This is a genomic window from Microbacterium sp. PI-1, from assembly GCF_004337555.1.
Taxonomy (GTDB): Bacteria; Actinomycetota; Actinomycetes; order Actinomycetales; family Microbacteriaceae; genus Microbacterium; species Microbacterium aurugineum.
Genome location: NZ_SJYZ01000011.1, coordinates 93,143 through 112,707, shown reverse-complemented (window position 1 = coordinate 112,707; position 19,565 = coordinate 93,143). Strand labels below are relative to the sequence as shown.

Sequence of the window (19,565 nt, the reverse complement as noted above, 5' to 3'; positions counted from 1 at the left end):
GGATGCTCGACGCCGAGGAATCGGAGGAGCTGCGCTCCCTGCACGCACGGGCCTATGGCCGCGACTCCGCACTGACGGCCGCTGAGGCGGTGCGGCTCCGCGAACTCGAGGACCGCCGGCGGACCTCGGCCGCTGCGCCGAAGAGCGAGGAGCCGACGCAGGTCGAGGAGCCGGCGCAGCTCCCACACGCGCCGCACGTCGATGGGACGGACTCCGTCGGGCCGTCGCCGGGTGAGCGCCGCGATGAGCCCTCGACGGCGGCTCGGTCGGGAGGCGAGATGTCCGAGCCGATCGCGGAGGCACACGCCTCACCGGGATCGTCCCTACGGTCGTTGCTCGCCGTGACGCGATCGCACTGGCGACCGGTCGCCTTCGCCACCGTGGCCGTACTCCTGGTCGGGTTGGGCGTGGGGTGGCTCGCCTTCGGTCGGTCCCACGACGCACCCGTCGCGCTGTCCCCTGAGCAGCAGCAGTGGGAGGACGACCTCGTCGCGGGTGGGGACTACGATCCCGGCTCGGTCCGTGCGCTCGGAGTGGAGGAGGGAGCGGTCATCTGGACCGCGACGAAGGACGGTCGCGAGCGCACGTGTCTGATCCTGAGCACGGGCGATGTGACCCTGCCCAACTGCGACGAGACGGAGTCCGTGTCCGCGCAGGGCATCTACGGTTCGATCACGGTGCGCTCCGAAGAAGACCTGCAGCGGCAGATCAGCGCGCAGATGCTCTTCACCGCGTCGGGTGAGCCTGCCGTCGCGGTGAACTCGTACGACTACGATCCGACGCAGACGGGGATCACGTATGCGAACGAGGAGGAGTCGCAGACCGCGGCGCGACTGACGCGCGAGGGCTTCGACGCCGGTTCCCTCTGGGTGGTCGGCTACGACGGCGACGTCCCGCTCTGGACCGCCGTGGAGCGTGACTCGCAGAACTCCTGTTTGATCTACGACGGATCCACCGACGATTCCCCGCAGACGTGCCTCGATCCCGAGACGATGCAGGAGCAGGGGGCGAGTCTGGTCCTCAACGTCGTCGACGCCGATTCCGGTGCCGTCACGCACTTCGAACTGGCCTCGAGCACGGGCGCCGGCTACCTCGTCATCACCCACGAAGCGGACGCCGCCGGTGCAGCCGAGGACTGACGCCGAGGAGCTTCGGGCGCTGCAGCAGCGGGCCTACGGCCGCGGGACACGGCTGACGGAGGGGGAGGCCGAGCGCCTGCGCGAGCTGGAGGAGCAACGCCGCTCTCCGATCGAGTCCCCGCCGTCGGCAGTCGACGAAGCCGGTGCAGATCCCTCGGCGGACGACGAGGATCCCGCTGCGGAAGAAGCGCCTGCGGACGCGTCGGTCGAACCTTCCGTGCCGGTCGCGCCTGCCGTCAGCGACGAACCCGTGCCTCGCCGGGGCGCGCTGCGGCAGCACGTCGTGGCTGCGATCGCGGGGGTCGCCGTCGTGCTCGCGGTCGGCATCGGAGCCGGCTGGGCACTGTTCTCGCCGCGGGTCGCGAGTATTCCCCTGACCGGAGAGCAGCAGCAGCGACGCGCCGAACTCTCGGCCTCGACGTTCGATCCCGGCTCCGTCCGTGCGATCGCCGAGTCGGACGACGCCCTGGTCTGGTACGCGACCAGGGAGGACGGCGCCCTGAGCTGCATGGTCCTCGATGTGAGCGGTCGGGAGCAGACGGACTGCCTCCCCGTCGACGAGGTCGACAACGGGTTGACCGCGGTTCTCCCCGTGGAAGCGGACGGGACGATCGGTGAGGAGTCTTCCGGCGACGGGGCCTTCGGCGTGGAGACGGTCATCGCCACGTTGCGCCTGTCGGTCGACGGTGAGCCGATGGTGGGGATCCAGCGCTGGGGCGGACCGTCGTCGCTGGCGGCGGAGTTCCCGGAAGAGGTGCGCGATCGCGCCGAGGAGCTGGCAGCGGACGGCTTCGGCTTCGGGCTCTCATTGATCACCATGTTCCGGGGGGAGCCGGTCTGGCTCGCCGACCGCCTCTCGGCGCAGGGCACGACGGACAGGTGCCTGATCGTCGACGCGGGCGGACCCATGGCGTGCGTACCGTTCGAGACGGCGGTGGAAGGAGGGCTCGCCACGCAGGTCGTCGACGACGACACGCGCGACGGCAGGGCGACGATCACGGCGCTCGAGCTGAGGTTCACGGGGCAGCAGAACGCGTATCTGGTGGTCGCCGAGGGCGTGCCCGTCGCCACCGTCCCGCCGGGCGAGTCGTTCTTCGTCGAGGCGCCACCCGGAGACCCGATCGAGATCGCACCGCCGGGGGCGGGAACCGGCAGCTGAAAACGGATCAGCTCGCGGCGGAGACCCGGTCGGCGAGGATCGCCACGCGTCGATCGCCGATGCGGGCGAGGATCAGCGTCGCCTCCTGGTCTCCCCGCAGCGTGAGCTTCTTGCGGAAGGCCGCCGGGTCGACGTCGACCCCACGCTTCTTGATCTCGAGTCGGCCGATGCCGTGCGCCTTCAGCGCTGTGCTGATCGCCTTGGGGTTCGCCGGCATCGTCTCGCGCACGCGGAAGGACTGCACGAAGGGGCTCGTCAGCGCCGAATCGGAGGTCAGGTAGGCGATGTGCTCGTCGAGCATCCCGGCGTCGAGGCTCCTGGCCACATCGCCGATCAGACGCGCACGGATGACGGCACCGTCGGGTTCGTGCAGGAAGGCGCCGAGCTCACGCACCGGCTCATCGACGGCATCTGCGGGTGCGGTGAGCTCGTGAGACCGGTCGTCGCGGATCACCAGGGCCGCGCGGCGAACCCCCTCACGGGCGAGGGCGCCGCTCCACACCACGAGCTCGACGACACTGCCGTCGGCACTCACCCACTGCGACTCCGCGTCGGCGGGCAGCGCATCTCGGTCGTGCGCGGGGCCGAGCTTGATGCCCGTGGACACGCGGCGTGCGACGTCGAACGCCCAGTCGAGGGAGGGGGAGTAGTCGTCGGCCGACACGCGCCGCGTCTCCCCGTGACCGGAGGTGCGTCGGGCGGGATCCATCCAGATCGCCCGGTCGTCGGCGGCGGGCATCGTCTCGAAGGCGTCTTCGGCGGTGTCATGGCGCACCACTGCGCCGTCACCGAACGGCGCGAGGTTGTAGGCGGCGATCGCGGCGGTGACCTCATCGGCGTCGACCGCCAGCACGTCGAGCCCGGCGCCGGTGAAAGCCAGCGCGTCGCCGCCGATCCCGCAGCCGAGGTCGGCGACAGCCGTGAATCCCGCGCTGCGGATCCGCTGCGCGTGGCGAGCGGCGACTCCGAGCCTGGTGGCCTGCTCCAGGCCCGCCCGGGTGAACAGCATGCGTCCGGCGAACGGTCCGAACTTGGCGGCAGCCTTGGATCGCAGGTGAGCCTGTCCGACGACCGCGGAGACCAGGTCGGGGGAGTGACCGGCGGCGCGCAGCCTCGAGACCGCGCGAGCGACGTCGACACTCGATCCGACCGTCCCGACCGCGTCGAGGAGTTCGAGACCGGCGGGGGTCAGCAGGGCGCGCAGCTCGGACATCTCCACGCCCTCAGCCTAATTCCCCGCCACGCGCGGAGCCGTGTCGAGCGGGTGTGCTGGCACTCGCATTGCGTGAGTGCCAGCACACCGCCTACACTGGCATTAGCACTCTCGGGTTGAGAGTGCGAACAAGTCTTTCGTGTCAGCGTCAAGAAAGAAGAGGTAGACCGTGTCGGTTTCCATCAAGCCGCTCGAGGACCGGATCGTCATCAAGCAGGTCGAGGCCGAGCAGACCACCGCGAGTGGCCTGGTCATCCCCGACACCGCCAAGGAGAAGCCCCAGGAGGGCGAGGTCGTGGCGGTCGGCCCCGGCCGTATCGATGACAACGGCAACCGTGTTCCGATCGACGTCGCCGTCGGCGACCGCGTGCTCTACAGCAAGTACGGCGGCACCGAGGTGAAGTTCGGTGCAGACGAGTTCCTCGTCCTGTCCGCTCGCGACGTCCTGGCGGTCGTCGTCCGCTGATCTGCGGAACCTGATCCGGCCCCTCCGAGGGGCAGGGTCGAGGTCCTCGAAGGGGCCCGGATGCTTCGGCATCCGGGCCCCTTCTGCATTCCCGGCGCTAGTGTTGTGCGGTGACCCCTGAGACGACCCGCGCCACCCGGACCGCGGGGGTCGCGTACGCCGGAGCCGCCTACCTGCTTTGGGGCGTGCTTCCGCTCTACTTCCTCCTGCTCGCACCGACCGGGCCGTGGGAGGTCGTCGCCTGGCGGGTGCTGCTGTCGTTCGTGTTCTGCCTCCTGCTGCTCACCGTCACCCGCGGGTGGGCCGCGTTCCGAGCGATCCTCCGGCAGCCCCGCCTGCTCGGCTGGACGGCGCTCGCCGGGCTCCTGATCTACGTCAACTGGCAGGTGTTCCTGATCGGAACCCTCAGCGACAACGTGATCGAGACGAGCCTGGGCTACTTCATCAATCCGATCACCACGGTGCTGCTCGGGGTCTTCGTCTTGAAGGAACGCATCCGCCGGCTGCAGTGGGCCGCGATCGCCATCGCCGCGATCGCCGTCGTCGTGATCATCGTGGCCTACCGTGCCTTCCCGTGGATCGCGCTCTCGCTGACCGCATCCTTCGGTATCTACGGACTCATCAAGAAGAAGATCGGTCCGGCGGTCGATGCCGTCAGCGGGCTCACCCTCGAGTCGTTCTGGCTGATCCCGATCGCCGTCGCGCAGCTGATCGTGGTGTCGATGACGCCGGCGGGCATCACGATGGGCGCGAACGGAGGGGTGCACGCTCTGCTGCTGGCGCTCGCGGGAGTCGCGACGGCGGTACCGCTGCTGTTGTTCGCCGCGGGAACCCGGCGGATCAACCTCACGGTGATCGGCATGATCCAGTTCATCACCCCGGTGATGCAGTTCCTCATCGGCGCCGTCGTCCTGAAAGAGCCGATGCCGCCGGAGCGCTGGGCGGGATTCATCCTCGTCTGGATCGCCATCGCCGTGTTCCTCGTCGATCTGCTGCTCGCCGGGCGCCGCGGCCGTCGGATCGCTGCGACCGAACTCGTCTGAACCCGGGTCTCTTCTCCGCCCGAACCCGGTCTCGGATCGTTAACGCACCGAGATACTTGCGATCCCTGCACGCGGGTATCACGGCCTAGTGTTAGAGCACCCGCCTGTGGTCACAATCCACGTTCAGTTACGCAAGGGAGCATCATGAACGCACTGAAGGGCTCGCGCACCGCGAAGGTCTTCGCCGGGATCGCTTTGATCAGCGCATCCGCCATCGTCGTCGCCGGCTGCAGCAGCACGCCGAACGCCGAGCCGAGCGAGGGTGGTGAGAAGCCGGCCGTCGATCTGACGCTCAAGCTCGGCTCGCTCCTGCCCGCGACCGGTTCGCTCGCGTTCCTCGGCGCTCCGATGGAGGCCGGTGTCCAGCTGGCCGTCAACCAGATCAACGAGGCTGACGCCGGCGTGACCATCGACCTCACCACCGCCGACGAGGGCGACCTCGACAACAAGGCGTATGAGACCTCGATCACCAACCTGCAGAACGCCGGCATCACGGCCATGGTCGGTGCCGCATCGTCGAGCGTCACCAAGCTCATCCTCGACGGCAACGCCGGTGCGGGCATCCTCACCGTCTCGCCGTCGAACACGTCCCCGGACTTCACGGGCATCAACCCGCTGTACTTCCGCACGGCACCGAGCGACAACCTCCAGGGCGAGGTCCTCGGCAACGAGATCGCCGAGGACGGTCACAAGACGCTCGGCATCATCTACCAGAACGACCCGTACGGCACCGGTCTCTTCGAAGCCATCAAGGCGACGTTCGAGAGCACCGGCGGCGAGGTCGTCGCGGATGCGTCCTACAACCAGGGTGACGGCCAGTTCAACGCGCAGGTCTCGGAGATCGCTGCGGCGAACCCCGACGCCGTGGCCGTCGTGTCGTACGACCAGTTCGCGACCATCGCGCCGCTCCTCGGCAACGCCGGGGTCGACACCGGGTCGCTGTACCTCGTCGACGGCAACCTCAAGGACTGGGGCACCGACATCCCGGTCAGCCTCGAGGGCTCGAAGGGCACCCGCGCCGGCGCCGAGCTGCCGCAGGACTTCCTCGACCAGCTGAACGAGGTCTGGACGGCTGACGGCAACGACCCGATCGACGCCGTGACGTACTCCGCCGAGGCGTACGACGCCGTGGTCCTGATGGCGCTGTCGGCTCTGGCCGCCGGCTCGGTCGAGGGTGCGGACATGGCGGAGCAGATGCGCACCGTCTCCGGTGGCGACGGCGATGGCGAGAAGTGCTCCACGTTCGCGGAGTGCGCCGACATCATCAACGGCGGCGGCACCGCGGACTACGACGGCCTCTCCGGCGACATCACGTTCGACGAGAACAACGACCCGAAGGGCGCCGCGATCGGCGTCTACGAGTTCGACGCCGACAACGTCACCTCGCGCATCAAGTAATCGCGCACAGGAAGGCCCCGGATGCACGCCATCCGGGGCCTTCTTCTGTGCGGTCACCCTGCTCCGGTCGCAAAAAGGCTCGGTATCCACGCGGATACCGAGCCTTTTCGCGACCGGAACGTCAGGCGGCGTCGGTCCCGAGCGTCCCCAGGTAGAGGCCGATGACCTTCGGATCGTTCAACAGCTCGCGACCGGAACCCTCGTAGGCATCCTTGCCCTGATCGAGCACGTAACCGCGGTCGCAGATCTGCAGGCAGCGCCGGGCGTTCTGCTCCACCATGATCGTCGTCACGCCGGCCTTGTTGATGTCGGAGACCCGGATGAAGGCATCGTCCTGCCGCACGGGGGAGAGGCCGGCCGACGGCTCGTCGAGCAGCAGCACGGAGGGGTCCATCATGAGCGCCCGGGACATCGCGACCATCTGCCGCTCACCGCCCGAGAGCGATCCGGCGCGCTGCTTCAGGCGCTTGCCGAGCTCGGCGAAGATGCTGCTCACGAACTCGAGGCGCTCGGCGAAGATCTTCGGGTTCTGGTAAAGCCCCATCTCCAGGTTCTCCTGGATCGTGAGCGACGGGAACACGTTGTTCGTCTGCGGCACGAAAGCCACACCACGGCGGACGAGCTTGTCGGCCTTGAGGCCCACGATGCTCTCGCCCTTCACCGTGACGTCGCCCGAGCGGATCTCGACCATGCCGAAGATCGCCTTGAGCAGGGTGGACTTGCCGGCGCCGTTCGGTCCGATGATGCCGATCAACTCACCCTTGTGGGCCACGAGGTTGGCTCCGTTGAGGATGTTCACTCCCGGCAGGTAGCCGGCGTGCACATCGGTCAGCTCGACGATGACGTCGTCGTTCTTGATCTCGTTGCGTTCGACGGGGGCGTCGGTCATGACTTCTTCTCCTCGATGTCCTCGGCCTCTTCTTCGGCCTCGACCTCGGTCTCGATCTTCTCCCGGATGCGGATCGCGTCCTCCTCCGAGATCACGGGGAGGCGACCGGTGACGGCACCGAGATCGAGATCCTGGTGCGCCCCGAGGTAGGCGTCCACGACGGCGGGGTCCTCCATGACCTGGTCGGGCGGCCCCTCGGCCACGACCCGCCCCTCGGCCATCACGACCACCCAGTCGGCGATGTGCCGGACCATGTGCATGTCGTGCTCGACGAACAGCACGGTCATCCCCTGCTCCTTGAGGTCGAGGATGTGCTCGAGCAAGGACTGCGTGAGGGCGGGATTGACGCCGGCCATCGGCTCATCGAGCATGACCAGGGTCGGATCGCTCATGAGGGCGCGGGCCATCTCGAGGAGCTTGCGCTGACCGCCCGAGAGCGATGCCGCGAAGTCCTGCTCCTTGGCATCGAGCTTGAAGCGGGTGAGGAGTTCGTGCGCGCGCGCCTCGATCTCCTGGTCCTGCGTGCGCCAGAGGAAGGGGAACAAGCCCGCCCAGAACCCTTCGCCGCGCTGGTCCTTCGCGCCGAGTTTCATGTTCTCGAGCACGGTGAGCAGCGACAGCGACTTGGTCAGCTGGAACGTGCGCACCTGTCCCATCCTCGCGACCTTGAAGGAGGGGATGCCCGAGAGGTTCTTGCCGTCGAACGACCAGGTGCCGGCGTTCGGCTTGTCGAAGCCGCACAGCAGGTTGAACAGGGTCGTCTTCCCGGCACCGTTCGGACCGATCAGGGCGGTGATCGCCCCGCGAGGGATCTCCAGGTGATCGACGTCGACCGCGGTGAGGCCGCCGAAGCGGCGCTCCACGGCATCGGCGATGAGGATCGGGTCGACCTTCTTGACCCCGGGGGCTGCGGGACCGGCGGCGAGACCGCCGGTCTTGGCGCGGGGTGTGGTCTTCGCGGGCGTGACCGCCGCGTCGTCGTTACTTGACAAAGGTCATCTCCCTCTTGTTTCCGAGGATGCCCTGGGGGCGGAAAATGACGATCAGCATCAGCACGACACCGATCACGATGTACCGCACGACGTCGGCTTGCGCGCTGGACATCGGGAGGTAGCCGGCGTTCGCCATCGCGGGGAGGAGCGCGCCGAGGAAGGCGAACACCACCCAGAACAGCACGGCGCCGAGTGTGGGTCCGAGCACGGTCGCCGCACCTCCGAGGAGGAGGATCGTCCACAGGAAGAACGTCAGCGACGTGGAGTAGCTGCCGGGGATCACCGCGGACGGCAGGATGAACACGACGCCGCCGAGGGCACCGATCACGCCACCCACCACGAGGGCCTGCATCTTGTAGGCGAAGACGTTCTTGCCGAGCGAGCGCACCGCGTCCTCATCCTCGCGGATGCCCTTGAGCACACGACCCCACGGGCTGCGCATGAGCGCCCACACCACGAGCACCGCGACCGCGAGGCTGATCAGACCGACGACTCGGACCCAGAGGTCCGTCGCGTTGTAGGTCCACGGTCCGAAGCCGTAGGTGCCGGGAGGGAACGGGTTCGCATCGCGGAAGCTCTGGTGATAGCCCGAGAGTCCGCCCGCCGAGTTCGTCCAGTCCTTGAACAGCTCGGTCACGAACAACAGGCGCACCACCTCGGCGGTCGCGATGGTCGCGATGGCCAGATAGTCGGCGCGCAGACGGAGGGTGGGGATACCGAGCACGAGAGCGAACACCGCCCCGCCGAGCAGGCCGACCAGAAGCGCCGCCCACCAGGGGAAGCCGAACGTCAGGATCGAGATCGCATAGCCGTAGGCGCCGATGGCCATGAAGGCCGCCATGCCGAAGTTGAGCAGTCCGGTGTATCCGAAGTGCACGGCGAGGCCCGTTGCCGCGAGCGCGTAGGCGATCGTCGTCGGGCTGAAGAGATAGGAGGCGGTGTTGCCGAAAATACTGCCGAAGTCCATGCGTCAGCCCAACCTTTCCTTGCGCCCGAGGATGCCCTGCGGTCGCACCAGCAGGATCACGATCAGTGCGACCAGTGCTGTCGCGTACTTGAGGTCTGTCGGTACGCCGAACAAGGTCGACACCTCGACCGCGAGGCCGACGATGATCGAGCCGATCAGGGCGCCGATCGCGGAGCCGAGACCGCCGAGCGTGATCGCACAGAACATCAGCAGCAGCATCTGCATGCCCATGTCCCACTTGACCCCGGGGCGGAAGTACGCCCACAGGATGCCGGAGATCGCCGCGAGCGTGCCGGCCAGGATCCACACCGTGCGGATCACCTTGTCGACGTCGATGCCCGATGCGGCGGCCAGCTGCGGGTTGTCCGAGATCGCTCGGGTCGCCTTTCCGGTGCGGGTCCTGGTGAGGAAGAAGGCCACGCCGAGGATCACGATGATGCTCGTCGCCATCGCGATCATGTCGATGTAGGAGAGCGAGATGGGCCCGAGCTTGATCGGCTCGGGACTCGCGCCCGGCAGCTGGTAGGTGCTCCCGCCGATCATGTACTGCATGCCGTAGCGCAGGGCGAGGGAGAGGCCGATGCTCACGATCATCAGTTGGACGACACCCAGGCCTCGGCGGCGCAGAGGCTTCCAGATCCCCGCATCCAGGGCCCAGCCGAGTGCCGCACCGCCCACGACCGCGGCGAGGATGCCGAGCCAGGGCGGAAGGTTCCAGAACGTGGTGAAGAGCAGCATGACCACCGCGCCCCACGTGACCATCTCACCGTGGGCGAAGTTCGACAGGCGGGTGGTCCCGTAGATCAGCGCGGCGCCCATCGAGGCGAGGCCGAGCAGGAGACCGAAGTTCAGTCCGCCCACCATGCGCGAGAGGAGCTGATCGAGGAACGAGACCGTCACCCGTTCGCCGGCACCGAGGAAGAAGTTGACGATCTTGGTCCCGGTGAGGCCGAATTCGAGTTCGAACGAGGCCGTCGTCCCCGACACGGGCTGGATGCCTTCGGGGAGCTGGGTCGCGTCGACGATCACTCCGTCCGGAAGCGTGGATTCGTCGACCGTGAGGGTGTACGTCTCCTTCTCGGGCACGTACAGGCGCCACTTGCCCTCGGCGTCGGTCTCGGTCTCGGCCTCGAAGCCGTTGCCCTCGATGGACATGACGACGCCTTCGACGGGCTCGTCCGCGTTGGTGACGACGCCGGCGAAGTAGAAGTCGGTGATCTCCTGTCCGTCGTCCGTCGTCTCGGCCGAGGCCGATGAAGGGGGCAGGAGCAAGACGGCGCTGAGCGCCATGAGGATACCGAGGAAGGCGACCAGCCAGGGGCGCTTTCGATGCACGGCGATTGTTGTGGGTCCCACGCAACCTCCACTTTGAGTGCTGTGTCTCCGCGGCGTCGGGTTCGACCGCGGGGATGGACGACGCACTTGAGCGTAATGCGCGATCGGCGAATCACCTACCGTCGGGGCCAACGGTCCGGTAACGACGGGGATCTGGGAATGTTCTCGGGCGTGTCTCGCTTAGAATCTTCATACGGGCCGCTGCCCCGCGAACGGCCGACGTCGACCACCCCCTCGCACTCGGACATGCGCGACACGCGCAGAAGGAGAATCCATGGAACAGCACGATCCCTTCGGCTTCGTCGGACTGACGTACGATGACGTGCTGCTCCTGCCTGGGCACACCGACGTGATCCCCAGCGAGGCGGACACCTCGTCGCGGATCACGCGGCGCATCTCGGTCGCCACCCCGCTGCTGTCGAGCGCGATGGACACCGTGACGGAGTCGCGCATGGCGATCGCGATGGCGCGTGAGGGCGGCATCGGCATCCTCCACCGCAACCTCTCCATCGCGGATCAGGCCGCGCACGTCGACCGCGTCAAGCGCAGCGAGTCGGGCATGATCACCGACCCCATCACGACCACGCAGGACGCCACGGTCGAAGAGGTCGACAACCTGTGCGCGAAGTACCGCATCTCGGGTCTCCCCGTCGTGGACGACGAGGGCAAGCTCGTCGGCATCATCACCAACCGCGACATGCGCTTCGTCTCCGGCTTCGAGCGTCAGAGCACGTTCGTCAAAGACGTCATGACGCGGGAGAACCTCGTGACCGCTCCGGTCGGCGTCGCCGCCGGCGAGGTCATCGCCCTGTTCGCCAAGCACCGTGTCGAGAAGCTGCCGCTGATCGATGGCGACGGCAAGCTCGCAGGGCTGATCACCATCAAGGACTTCGACAAGAGCGAGAAGTACCCGCTCGCGACCAAGGACGACCAGGGGCGACTCCGCGTCGGTGCGGCCATCGGCTTCTTCGGAGACGCGTGGGAGCGCGCGGAGGCGCTGCGTGACGCGGGGGTCGACGTGCTGGTCGTCGATACCGCCAACGGACAGTCCCAGGGCGTGATCGACCTCGTCCGCCGTCTGAAGGCCGACACATCGTTCGAGCACATCGACGTCATCGGGGGGAACGTGGCGACCCGGGAAGGTGCGCAGGCGCTGGTCGACGCCGGCGTTGACGCGGTGAAGGTCGGCGTCGGACCCGGATCCATCTGCACCACGCGCGTCGTCGCGGGTGTAGGCGTGCCCCAGGTCACGGCCGTCTACGAGGCGTCGCTCGCCGCTCGTCCCGCCGGTGTCCCGGTGATCGCCGATGGTGGTCTGCAGTACTCGGGCGACATCGCGAAGGCCCTCGTTGCCGGCGCCGATGCGGTGATGCTCGGTTCGCTCCTGGCCGGCACCGACGAGTCGCCCGGCGAGATCGTCTTCCAATCGGGCAAGCAGTTCAAGCAGTATCGCGGCATGGGCTCGCTGGGTGCGATGCAGACGCGCGGCAAGCAGACCTCGTACTCCAAGGACCGCTACTTCCAGGCCGACGTCCCGAGCGACGACAAGCTGATCCCGGAGGGCATCGAAGGGCAGGTCCCGTATCGCGGGCCGCTCGCCGCCGTGGCCTATCAGCTGGTCGGAGGTCTCCGGCAGTCGATGTTCTACGTCGGCGCGCGCACCATCGAAGAGCTCAAGACGCGGGGCAAGTTCGTCCGCATCACCTCGGCGGGGCTCAAGGAGTCGCACCCGCACGACGTGCAGATCGTGGTCGAGGCACCGAACTACAAGAAGTAACCCCTGCAGACGAGGAGGGACCGGATACCGCGGTATTCGGTCCCTCCTCGTCGTGGTGTACCCGCCGTCGACGCCCGCACCATCCCCTCCGGACGCGGCACGGTCGCACGGACTCTTCCGCCGACGCGGCCCCAGGCGTAGCGTGCGGGTATGTGCCGAAACATCGTCCCGCTCAACAACCTCGAGCCTGCCGCGACCGACGACGAGTGCCACGACGCAGCCCTGCAGTTCGTGCGCAAGATCGCCGGGACGACGGCACCGTCCCGTGCCAATCGAGCCGTGTTCGATCACGCTGTCGCCGAGATCGCACAGGCGACCCGGGTGCTCCTGGACGAGCTCGTCACGACGGCGCCCCCGAAGAACCGCGACGAGGAGGCGGCCAAGCGTCGGGCTCGGTCCGCAGAGCGCTACGAGGCGATCCGGGTGTATCAGCAGGAGAAGCGCGCGGCACGTGCGGCCTCGTGAGAACGAAGCCGCAGGGAAGGCGGTGGTGTATGCCAGAATCGACATACCCCGCTCGACTTTCCCGGCGGTTCCGGTGATGAAGGCACCGAGATCGCAGGCCGATCCCCATCGGTCAGGGAACCTCCCCAAGGAGAGCTGTATCCATGCCTGAGGATTCTCCTCGCGTTCTCGTCGTCGATGACGATCCGGACGTCGCCCTGCTCGTCAAGACCGTGCTCGAGCGGCGGGCGGGCTGCATCGTCGATGTCGCGGAAGACGGTCAGGTCGCCGTCGAGCGTGTCGGCGCTCAGCGCCCCGACGTCGTCGTGACCGACATCGAGATGCCGGGGCTGAGCGGCCTGGAGTTGCTGGCCGAGCTGCGTCGAACGGTTCCGACCGTGCCCGTGCTGGTGATGACGGCCCACGTCTCCGTCGAGTACGCGGTCTCCGCGCTGCGTGCGCAGGCGGACGAGTTCCTCACGAAACCGCTCGACAACGCCAAACTCGTCGAGTCCGTCACCCGGCTGATCGAGGAGGGGCGTCGGCGCCGGGAGGGGGCCCGCCAACCGGAACGGGTGCTCGCGATCGGCGCGCACCCCGATGACGTGGAGATCGGCGTCGGCGGACTTCTCGCGGCCCACGCCAGGGCGGGCGACGAGATCACGATCCTCACCCTCTCCCGCGGTGCCAGAGGCGGTGACGCCGACAGCCGACAGGACGAGTCGCTGGCCGCGGCCGAGTTGCTCGGCGCCCGGCTCTTCCTCAAGGACCTCGTCGACACCGAGATCCCCGGCGGCGGATCGACCGTGCGCCTCATCGAAGAGGTGGTGCAGGAGATCCGCCCCACCATCGTCTACACGCATTCGGGTCACGACAGACACCAGGATCACCGGGCCGTGAGTGAGGCCACGATCGTGGCCACCCGGCGCGTCGGCACGGTCGCCTGCTACCAGAGCCCGTCGTCGACGATCGACTTCCGCCCCACGCGGTTCGTGCGGATCGACCAGTACCTGGACGAGAAGCTCCGGCTCCTGGAGAGCTTCCACTCGCAGACCGCGAGCCGGGAGTACCTCGCACCCGAGTTCGTCACGGCGACCGCACGATACTGGTCGCGGTTCGGGGGTGGGACAGCCGTCGAACCCCTCGAGGTGGTACGTGAGACGGCGGAGTTCATCGGTGCCCACGAACTCAGCCGACGGGAGAGCTGATGACGACGCGCGTACTGGTGACCGGCGCGGGAGGTCCGGCAGGTGTGGCCGTGATCCGCTCCCTCCTCCGCCGAGCCGATCTGACCGTGTTCGCCGCCGACATGGACGGGTGGGCGAGCGGCATCTATCTGGTGCCCCCGGCGCAGCGTCGTCTGGTGCCACCGGGGCGGGACGTGGACTTCGTGCCGGCCATCGCGCGGATGGTGGAAGCTGACGCCCTGGACCTCGTGATCTCTACGGTCGATGTCGAGCTCATCGCCCTCGCCGGACGACGGGACGAGCTGGCCCCCGCGGTCCTGGCCGCGCCCTCGGCGGACACGTTGAACACCGCGCTCGACAAGCTCGCCCTCGCCGAGCGATGCGCCCCGACCGGTCGCACACCCCGCACGGTCCTCGCCGGCCCCGAGGCGGAGGCCGTCGACTGGGAGTTCCCGGTCTTCGCCAAGCCTCGCCAGGGTGCGGGAAGCCGTGGCGTCCGACTCGTACCGAATCGTGCCGCTCTCGAGGCGCTGCCCACGGACGAAGGCCTGATCGTGCAGGACTTCCTCCCGGGGGAGGAGTACTCGGTCGACGTCATCGCCGATGCTGCGGGTGCTGTGGTCGCCGCCGTGCCGCGCACCCGTGCCAGGGTCGACTCGGGGGTCGCGATCGCCGGACGCACCGTGCGCGATCCCGAACTCGAAGAGACCGCCGCATCGATCGCGCGGGCCATCGGACTCGTGGGCGTCGCGAACGTCCAGCTGCGTCGTGACCGCGCCGGTCGTGCCGTGCTGCTCGAGGTCAACCCGCGCTTCCCCGGGGCGCTGCCGCTCACGATCGCGGCCGGGGTCGACATCCCGTCGCTCGTCGCGGATCTGTTCCTGGGGCGTGAGCTGCCGGTGAACATCCCGTTCCGTGAGGTCGCTTCGGTGCGCTTCCTGGAAGACGTGATCGTCGAGGTCGAGGACGTGCTGGTCTCCGACCACGCGGGGCACCAGGAGGAGCTGTGAGTCACCCCTTGCTTCGCGGCGATCACCACGTCCATTCGACCTTCTCCGACGACGCCGTCTCGACGCTCTCCGAGAATGTCGAGGCCGCGGCGGCGGCGGGTCTGAGCACGGTGCGGTTGGTCGACCATGTGCGTGAGAGCACCACCTGGGTGCCCGAGTACCTCTCCGCCGTGCGCGCTCTCCGGGTGCCGGACGGGCTCGTGGTGCTCACCGGTGTGGAAGCGAAGATCCTCGACAGCTCCGGCTCCCTCGACATCCCGGCTCTGCCGGACGGCATCGACCGGATCCTGATCGCCGACCATCAGTACCCCGGTGTCGACGGTCCGCTCGGCCCGTCCGTCGTGCGCGAGCGGATCGCCGCAGGGTGGGCGGTGGACGACGTGCTCGACCAGCTCGTGAACGCCCTGATCGCCACGATGCGCCGGTACCCGGGAAACCAGCTCGCGCACTGCTTCTCCCTCCTGCCCAAGATCGGGCTGTCCGAGCAGGATCTCGGGGCGGAGCGGACGCAGGCCTGGGCACGTGCCGCCGTCGACACCGCGACACGGGTGGAGGTCAACGAGAAATGGGCGTGCCCCGGGCCTGAAGCGCTGTCGGCCCTGCGCCGGGCGGGTGGAGAGCTCGTCGCCTCGACGGACAGTCATGAAGCGGCGGATGTCGGCCGATACTCCCGCGTGATCCCGCTGCTCGACGCGATCGAGGCTTCCTCATGACGGATCTGACCTGGCTCCAGACGGTGCTCGTCGTCGTCCTCCTGCTCTGCGTGCTGGTCGGCACGCTGCCCGTCGTCAACACGGGGTTGCAGTTCCTCGTGCTGCCGCTGCACGCCTTCCGCAACCATTACGGCAAGGCGGCCCCGTATCACCCGAACGTCGCGGTCATCATCCCGGCGTGGAACGAGGGGCTCGTCATCGGCCCCGCCATCGAACGGCTGCTCCAGCTGGAGTACCCCGGCGAGCGACTGAGGATCTTCGTCGTCGACGATGCGTCCACGGACGACACACCCACCATCGTCGCCGCGAAGGCGGCAGCACATCCTGGACGCGTCGTGCACCTGCGGCGCGAGAAGGGCGGCGAAGGCAAGGCGCACACGCTCAACCACGGACTCGAGGTGGCGCTCGCGGACGAGTGGACCGAAGCCGTGCTCATCATGGATGCGGACGTCATCTTCGCACGCGACTCCCTCCGCAAGCTCAGCCGGCATCTCGCCGACGACGACGTCGGTGCCGCGACCGCCTACATCGCCGAGGGCAGCCGCGACCGCAACTACCTCACGCGCTTCATCGCGATCGAGTACGTGATCGGGCAGCTCTCCGCGCGCCGGGTGCAGAACGTCGGCGGCGCGATCGCGTGCCTCGCCGGCGGGGCGCAGCTGCATTCCCGCGCGAACCTCGAGGCGATCGGCGGACGCATCCCGACGGGGACCCTCGCAGAAGACACCATGACCACGTTCGAAGGTCAGCTCAAGGGGCGGCGCATGGTCTTCGAGCCGCACGCCGTCGTGCTGGCCGAAGAGCCGCGGACGATCGACAGCCTGTGGAAGCAGCGCCTGCGCTGGGCGCGGGGCAACGTGCAGCTGACATCGATCTACCGGAAGCTGTGGTTCCGTCCGAGCCCCACTCATCGCCTGGGGAGCTTCTCATTCGGTCTGGCCTGGTTCACTATCCTGCTGCTGCCGGCGTTCATGCTCCTCGCCGCGGCGGGAATGCTCGCGCTGCTGGTCCTGCACAGCGACATCGCCGAGTTCGTGTTCCGCTTCATGTGGATCTCGGCGGCCTGCATCTATCTCTTCTCGATACTCTTCTCCGTGCAGCTCGACCCGCGAACGGGGAGGCATTCCTGGCGTGAGGCGATCATGTTCCCCGGGCTCGGGGCGCTCCTCCTCATGGCCATCGCCCTCTTCCCGTGGCTGTTCCAGGCGCTTCTGCAGGCGCTCGGCCAGCGCGCCACCGAGCAGACGTTGTTCACCTGGGCGGTGATCTTCTATCTGTGGGGTCCGATCTCGATGCTGGGGATCTGGCTCGCTCGCGCGGTGGAACCGCTCCCTGCCGGCCGCTTCTTCGCCGGCCTGCTCCTCTACATCTGCGGCTACGGGTCCCTGCTCTGCGCCATCACGGTGGATTCGTACATCAAAGAATGGCGTCGCGCCGACGCCTCCTGGATCAAGACCGAGAAGATCGGACGTGTGGACTCATGACCGCAGCACCGTCACACGACACCGAAGCGGAGGAGATCGCCGAGGATGCGCGCCGCGAGCGGCGACTGATCCCGCAGGCGATCATCGCTCTCGTCGTCGTCGTCGCCGTCGTCATCGTGCGAGAGCTGTTCCTTCGATGACCGGGAGGCCGTTGGCCCTGGTCGTGGAAGACGCCCCCGATCAGGCGGCGCTGCTGCGCCGCTATCTCGATCGCGAGGGCTTCGACGTGTTCATCGCCCGCGACGCCGAGTCGGCGATCGCCGCCTTCGATGAGATCGATCCGGTCCTGGCGGTGCTCGACCTGCTCCTGCCCGGGATCTCGGGGCAGGAGTGCGCGCGTCTGGTACAGGACCGGTTCCCTCGCTGCTTCCTCGTGATCAGCTCGGTGCTCGACGCGGCCGACTACCCGCCGGCGGATGCCGCCCTGCCGAAGCCCATCACCGGGGCCGACCTGCACGCCATCGTGGGGCGGGTCGAGCGATGAGGGCCACGCCGCTCGACCGGGCCGAGAACCGGTGGTATCGGATCTTCGACGACCCGAGCCCGTTGCTCAAGCAGGCACCGACGGTCATCGCGGCCGTCCTCGCGGGGCTGCTCACCTGGTGGGTGCCGGACCTGCCGGTCACTCATGCCGCGTCGGCGGTCGGCGGTATCGCTCTGGTTCTCGGGGCCACCGTCCTCGCCGCGGTGCTCACCGCACGGGGGATCCACGATGGGTGGGCCGTCCTGCTCATCCCGATCCTCGACATCGTCGGTCTCGGCCTCTTTCGCACCGGCACGGGAGGCCCCGGTGCTCTCTTCTCCGCTCTCATCCTCCTTCCCGTGGTCTGGTTGGCGGCGGCACCCGGCATCCGCTGGGTCTTCGTGGTCGCAGGCCTCACCTGCGTCGCGCTGCTCATGCCGTATCTGACCGATCCACCCCACACCTCGACCGAGTGGCTCCGTGGTGTCGTCGCCCCTCTGGTCTTCGCCGCGGTGGCGGCGGTCATCAACCAGCTCTCCCGACAGCAGCGTCTGCGCATCGAGCAGGCGGAGGAACTGGTGGCCGAGCGCACCAAGGCGCTGTCGGAGAACGTCGCGATGATCGTGCAGCTGCGCGACAAGGAGCGCCAGTACCGCGAGCTCCTGGATACGTTCGAGAGCGTCTGGTCGTCGATCACCGCGCAGGCCGTGATCGTCACGACGCGCGCGGGTGTCGTCACGGCCTGGAACCCCGGGGCCGAGCGCCTGCTGGGGCTCTCGGCCGGTGAGGCGCTGAAAGATGTGCGCGTCGACCGCTTCTTCTCCACCGCCGTCCTGTCGATGCTGGCGGCGGAGCATGCCGACCGCCTGCCGTCGTCCGGTGATCGTCGCTCGGGCGAGGACGGGCTCTCGCCGGGGATCCAGGCCTTGTTCGCGCAGGCCGATGCAGGACTCACGGTCGACGGTGACATCGAGGTGACGACCGCGGGCGGCACGACCGTTCCCGCCCGCGTGACCGTGAGCCCCCACAAGGACGGCGCCGGTGCGCAGCAGGGCTACCTGTTCGTGCTCACCGACGAGACCAGGGCGGTCGAGGTCGCCCGGATGAAGGACGAGTTCGTCGGGATGATCTCGCACGAGCTGCGCACCCCGCTCAGCGCGATCATCGGATTCCTCGATCTGCTCCAGAACGATCCCGGTCAGCCGCTCACCGGCGACCAGCAGGAGTTCGTGTCCATCATCGAGCGCAATGCGCAGCGCCTGCTCAACCTCGTCGGCGACCTCCTCTTCACCGCACAGGTGGAATCCGGGCGGTTCCCGCTCGATCGCGAGGAGGCCGATGTCGCCGAGCTCGTCCGTTCGGCGGTGGTGTCGGCGGGCCCGCACGCGCAACGAGAGGGTATCGAGATCGACGCCGAGGTCGGCCCTGACCCGGTCCGCCTCGTGGTCGACTCCGGAAGGATCGGCCAGGCGCTCGACAACCTCCTCTCCAACGCCATCAAGTTCACGCCGAGCGGTGGTCGGGTCACGGCGCGGGTGCGCCTGGTGGACGAGGGAGTGGAGCTCTCGGTCAGGGACACCGGGGTCGGGATCCCCGAGAACGAGCAGGGGATGCTGTTCACGCGCTTCTTCCGCGCGTCGACCGCGACACGTAACGCCGTACCGGGGGTGGGGCTCGGACTCACGATCACGCGAGCGATCGTCCTGGCGCACGGCGGCACCATGGACGTCACGAGTCAGGAGGGCGTCGGCACCGAGTTCCGGTTCGTCCTCCCGGTCGCCCCTCGCACCGAAGCGCTCACGAGCCTGGGTCACGTCGACTGACGCGGCCGGCCGCGGTTCGTGCCCGGCCGCTCGCGCTGATAGCCTGGTCGGCTCGGCACATGC

General features: G+C 68.2%; 19 protein-coding genes. 14 read left to right on the top strand and 5 right to left on the bottom strand.

Going from position 1 to position 19,565, the window contains the following annotated elements; all coding sequences use genetic code 11:
• The first annotated feature begins 2 nt into the window (after positions 1-2).
• Positions 3-1,139, top strand: coding sequence for a hypothetical protein (locus E0W80_RS11210; RefSeq protein WP_131492566.1), 1,137 nt, complete (start codon positions 3-5; stop codon positions 1,137-1,139).
• A complete protein-coding gene (locus E0W80_RS11205) occupies positions 1,123-2,298 on the top strand; it encodes a hypothetical protein (protein WP_131492564.1) in 1,176 nt (391 codons plus the stop codon). Before E0W80_RS11210 ends, E0W80_RS11205 begins: the two co-directional genes overlap by 17 nt.
• 7 nt (positions 2,299-2,305) lie before the next feature.
• Here the strand turns inward: E0W80_RS11205 and E0W80_RS11200 are convergent, their stop codons facing one another.
• The gene (locus E0W80_RS11200) at positions 2,306-3,517 is read right to left on the bottom strand and encodes a class I SAM-dependent methyltransferase (RefSeq protein ID WP_131492562.1); all 1,212 of its coding nucleotides are present in this window, start codon (positions 3,515-3,517) and stop codon (positions 2,306-2,308) included.
• Positions 3,518-3,680: 163 nt separating this feature from the next.
• Here E0W80_RS11200 and groES point away from each other — a divergent pair, with 163 nt between their 5' ends.
• The 3 genes from groES (at position 3,681) to E0W80_RS11185 (ending at position 6,418) form a co-directional block, all read left to right on the top strand.
• Positions 3,681-3,977, top strand: a complete 297-nt coding sequence (gene groES / locus E0W80_RS11195) for a co-chaperone GroES (RefSeq protein ID WP_047524164.1) — start codon at positions 3,681-3,683, stop codon at positions 3,975-3,977.
• A gap of 110 nt (positions 3,978-4,087) precedes the next feature.
• The gene (gene rarD, locus E0W80_RS11190) at positions 4,088-5,020 is read left to right on the top strand and encodes an EamA family transporter RarD (RefSeq protein WP_131492560.1); all 933 of its coding nucleotides are present in this window, start codon (positions 4,088-4,090) and stop codon (positions 5,018-5,020) included.
• Positions 5,021-5,164: 144 nt separating this feature from the next.
• On the top strand, positions 5,165-6,418 hold the full coding sequence (locus tag E0W80_RS11185; protein ID WP_131492558.1) for an ABC transporter substrate-binding protein: 1,254 nt from the start codon (positions 5,165-5,167) through the stop codon (positions 6,416-6,418).
• 121 nt (positions 6,419-6,539) lie between these two features.
• Here E0W80_RS11185 and E0W80_RS11180 read toward each other — a convergent pair whose 3' ends face one another.
• From E0W80_RS11180 to E0W80_RS11165, 4 genes are read right to left on the bottom strand one after another with little or no spacing between them, the layout of a single operon-like run.
• A complete protein-coding gene (locus E0W80_RS11180; RefSeq protein WP_047524167.1) occupies positions 6,540-7,307 on the bottom strand; it encodes an ABC transporter ATP-binding protein in 768 nt (255 codons plus the stop codon).
• The gene (locus E0W80_RS11175) at positions 7,304-8,299 is read right to left on the bottom strand and encodes an ABC transporter ATP-binding protein (protein ID WP_052193800.1); all 996 of its coding nucleotides are present in this window, start codon (positions 8,297-8,299) and stop codon (positions 7,304-7,306) included. Before E0W80_RS11175 ends, E0W80_RS11180 begins: the two co-directional genes overlap by 4 nt.
• Positions 8,289-9,266 carry a branched-chain amino acid ABC transporter permease gene (locus E0W80_RS11170; protein WP_131492557.1) on the bottom strand — a complete coding sequence of 326 codons (978 nt, stop codon included), beginning with the start codon at positions 9,264-9,266 and terminating at the stop codon, positions 8,289-8,291. Before E0W80_RS11170 ends, E0W80_RS11175 begins: the two co-directional genes overlap by 11 nt.
• Before the next feature lie 3 nt (positions 9,267-9,269).
• Complete coding sequence (locus E0W80_RS11165; protein ID WP_227991418.1) at positions 9,270-10,622, bottom strand: branched-chain amino acid ABC transporter permease; 1,353 nt, start codon at positions 10,620-10,622, stop codon at positions 9,270-9,272.
• Positions 10,623-10,875: 253 nt separating this feature from the next.
• On the opposite strand from E0W80_RS11165, the gene guaB reads away from it, so the two are divergent.
• The 9 genes from guaB (at position 10,876) to E0W80_RS11125 (ending at position 19,502) form a co-directional block, all read left to right on the top strand.
• Positions 10,876-12,378 carry an IMP dehydrogenase gene (gene guaB, locus E0W80_RS11160; RefSeq protein WP_131492556.1) on the top strand — a complete coding sequence of 501 codons (1,503 nt, stop codon included), beginning with the start codon at positions 10,876-10,878 and terminating at the stop codon, positions 12,376-12,378.
• Between the two features lie 150 nt (positions 12,379-12,528).
• Positions 12,529-12,843, top strand: a complete 315-nt coding sequence (locus tag E0W80_RS11155; RefSeq protein ID WP_131492554.1) for a DUF2277 domain-containing protein — start codon at positions 12,529-12,531, stop codon at positions 12,841-12,843.
• A gap of 143 nt (positions 12,844-12,986) precedes the next feature.
• On the top strand, positions 12,987-14,030 hold the full coding sequence (locus tag E0W80_RS11150; protein WP_131492552.1) for a response regulator: 1,044 nt from the start codon (positions 12,987-12,989) through the stop codon (positions 14,028-14,030).
• Entirely contained in the window at positions 14,030-15,019 is a 990-nt protein-coding gene (locus tag E0W80_RS11145; protein WP_131492550.1) for an ATP-grasp domain-containing protein, read from the top strand. The genes E0W80_RS11150 and E0W80_RS11145 overlap by 1 nt, the downstream gene beginning before the upstream one ends.
• The gene (locus E0W80_RS11140) at positions 15,016-15,732 is read left to right on the top strand and encodes a PHP domain-containing protein (RefSeq protein WP_131492548.1); all 717 of its coding nucleotides are present in this window, start codon (positions 15,016-15,018) and stop codon (positions 15,730-15,732) included. Before E0W80_RS11145 ends, E0W80_RS11140 begins: the two co-directional genes overlap by 4 nt.
• On the top strand, positions 15,729-17,216 hold the full coding sequence (locus E0W80_RS11135; protein ID WP_131492546.1) for a glycosyltransferase: 1,488 nt from the start codon (positions 15,729-15,731) through the stop codon (positions 17,214-17,216). The genes E0W80_RS11140 and E0W80_RS11135 overlap by 4 nt, the downstream gene beginning before the upstream one ends.
• Positions 17,213-17,356: a hypothetical protein gene (locus tag E0W80_RS19175; protein ID WP_165875444.1), complete on the top strand. Its 144-nt coding sequence runs from the start codon at positions 17,213-17,215 to the stop codon at positions 17,354-17,356. The genes E0W80_RS11135 and E0W80_RS19175 overlap by 4 nt, the downstream gene beginning before the upstream one ends.
• A complete protein-coding gene (locus E0W80_RS11130; RefSeq protein ID WP_047524175.1) occupies positions 17,353-17,700 on the top strand; it encodes a response regulator in 348 nt (115 codons plus the stop codon). The genes E0W80_RS19175 and E0W80_RS11130 overlap by 4 nt, the downstream gene beginning before the upstream one ends.
• Complete coding sequence (locus tag E0W80_RS11125; protein WP_131492544.1) at positions 17,697-19,502, top strand: ATP-binding protein; 1,806 nt, start codon at positions 17,697-17,699, stop codon at positions 19,500-19,502. Before E0W80_RS11130 ends, E0W80_RS11125 begins: the two co-directional genes overlap by 4 nt.
• The last annotated feature ends 63 nt before the right edge of the window (positions 19,503-19,565 follow it).